The 2,501-nt window shown below is 71.8% G+C and carries 2 protein-coding genes; both read left to right on the top strand.

The window, feature by feature from the left end:
- The first annotated feature begins 84 nt into the window (after nt 1-84).
- A complete protein-coding gene (locus DVH02_RS29275; protein ID WP_114626875.1) occupies nt 85-972 on the top strand; it encodes a DUF5936 domain-containing protein in 888 nt (295 codons plus the stop codon).
- 104 nt (nt 973-1,076) lie between these two features.
- Nucleotides 1,077-2,450: a sensor histidine kinase gene (locus tag DVH02_RS29270; RefSeq protein WP_114626874.1), complete on the top strand. Its 1,374-nt coding sequence runs from the start codon at nt 1,077-1,079 to the stop codon at nt 2,448-2,450.
- The last annotated feature ends 51 nt before the right edge of the window (nt 2,451-2,501 follow it).

The following is a 2,501-nucleotide window of genomic DNA, read 5'->3' as shown; positions in this document are numbered from 1 at the left end:
CTGAACCCGTGACAGCCGCCGGGTATCTCCTCATCCGGCGGCTGTCACGGGTTCAGGTCTGAGAGAGGAGGAACGGGTCACATGATGGGACTTCTGCTCGCCGTCGGCGTGGGAATCGCCGTGTTCGGCGTCTTCTACGGCATCCGTATCTACCGCGCGGACGCCCGGCTGCCGGGAGACCTGGCCGTCGCGCTGGAGGTCGGTGCCACCCGTACGACCGCCGTCGGATCGGGGATCGACCGGCTCGGCATCCGCTGGGCCCCCGGCGTGCTCCGGATGATGGGCCCCAAGCGGGTCGACGCGCTGCGCCGCCGGCTGGACATGGCCGGCAATCCGGGCGGCATGACGGTCGACCGCTTCGCCGCCCGCCGCGCCGTGTACGGCGCCCTGGGCGCGGGGGCGGCCCTGGCGATGCTGGCCAGGGGACAGACCGTCATCGCGCTGATCGCGCTGGTGTACGGTCTGGTCTGGCCCGACGTGATCATCCGGGCCGCCATCAGCCGACGCAAGGCGGACATCGAGCGCACGCTGCCGGACTTCCTCGACGTCCTCGCCGTCGTCGTCTCGGCGGGCCTGGGCTTCCGGCAGGCGCTGGAGCGCGTGGCCAGCAAGTACAGCGGCCCCTGGTCGGACGAGCTGAGCGTGACCCTGCGCCAGATGGACATGGGCGTCAGTCGCCGCGAAGCCTTCGACCAGCTGCGCAAACGCAACGCGTCCGAACAGGTGTCGATGTTCGTGACGGCACTTCAGCAGGGCGAGGAACTGGGCGCGCCCATCGTCGACACCCTCATCCAGATCGCCAACGACATGCGCAGGGCCGACGCCCAGAACGCCCGCCGCAGCGCCGCACAGGCCGTACCCAAGAGCACACTTGTCGTGACCATGGTGATGTTGCCCGCCACCATGATTCTCATCGTGCTCAGCTTCTACTACGGATCCGGCGTCGACTTCGGGGACATCCTCTCCGGGTGACGCCCCCTCGGCACCACCCTGTCGGCGCCCCCACCCGGGGGAACCGGCCCCGCCCGCCCCTCATCCGCAGACCGCAGACCGCCGACCAACGGGAGGTGACCCCCATGGCCCCCAAGACCTTCACCCTCACCGGCGGAAACTCCGGCGACATATCCCGCTCGACCTCGGCCGCGCGCAACCGCGTCCCGTCGCTGCCGATCCAGGTCAACGCCCTTCAGGCACTGTGCCGGCAGACCTTCGGGTTCCGGCTGGCGATGATCGCGCTGGCCACGCCCTTCGCGTTCGCGCGCACCTCGTCGCACCTGGGCACCTGGCTGGTCGCCTCGTCCGTACTCGTCACCTTCATGGTGTCCTACGTACTGCTGCGCGACTGGGAGCGGTTCGGACCCATCCTGCTGCGCCACCCCGCACTGCTCGCCGCCGACATGCTCTTCGGCGCGCTGCTGCTGGTCACGGCGTCCCCCGACTCGACACTCGCCTACGTCACCATCTGCACCCCGCTGCTCGCCGGGCTGGTGTACGGGTGGCGCGGCGCCGCCTTCTTCGCCGTACTCCAGTCGCTGATCATCGCGGGCGCGTACGGCGTCAAGCCCGAAGCCGACGCCGGGTTCACCGCCCTGCTCCTGCCCGGACTCTGCGTGATCGCGGGCGCCATAGGCAGTACGCTGCGCAACCTCATGCTGGGCTTCGGCTCCGCGAGCCAGGCCCTCACCGAGGCGCGGGCCCGGCTCGCGGTCAGCGGCGCCGTCGAGGAGGAACGCGCCCGCCTGGCCCGCGAGATGCACGACTCCGTGGCCAAGACCCTGCACGGGCTCGCGATGGCGGCGGACGGGCTGGCCGGCTCCGCCGGCCGGCTGGACCCGCAGACCGTGAAGCACCAGGCGGAGCTGGTGGCGCGCTCCGCGCGCCGGGCCGCGGCCGAATCCCGTGAGCTGCTCTCCGATCTGCGCCGCGAGTCCGGGCTGGACGGCGGGGTCGACGTCCTGGCCGAACTGGCCTCCCGTACGGCGGACTTCGGGCGCCGTCACCACGTACCGGCGTCCTTCCGGCAACTCGGCGAAGGCCCGGTGCCGCCCGTCCCGCACGCGGTGGCGCGGCACGCGCTGACGATCGCCACCGAGGCGATGGAGAACGCCCAGCGCCATGCCCATCCCACCTATGTGAACGTCGCAGCCGGAATCGTGGGCGACGTGCTGCGCATCAGCGTGTACGACGACGGTCCTGGCCTGCCGCCCGGTACGACCCTCGACGACCTCCGCCGCGCGGGACACTTCGGTCTCGTCGGAATGGTCGAGCGGGCCGCCTCCATCGGGGCCCGTATCCGGATAGGCCGGGGGAGGGCCGCCAAGGGCACCGAGGTACGGCTGGAACTGCCGGCCGCGGCGCTGCGCGCGCCGCACCGTCCCGACCCGCCGGGCGAGCCGCCGCCGGCCTCCCCACCGCCGTCGGCCCTGCCCTCCGCGCCGCTGCTGAACTGACCGACCAGGACCCGACCGGATCCGAACCGCCCGATCCGAACCGCACCCGAT

It is taken from the genome of Streptomyces corynorhini (assembly GCF_003346515.1).
Lineage (GTDB): Bacteria > Actinomycetota > Actinomycetes > Streptomycetales > Streptomycetaceae > Streptomyces > Streptomyces corynorhini.
Note: the sequence above shows the minus strand (reverse complement) of the source record. Positions and strands in the feature narration are given on the sequence as shown.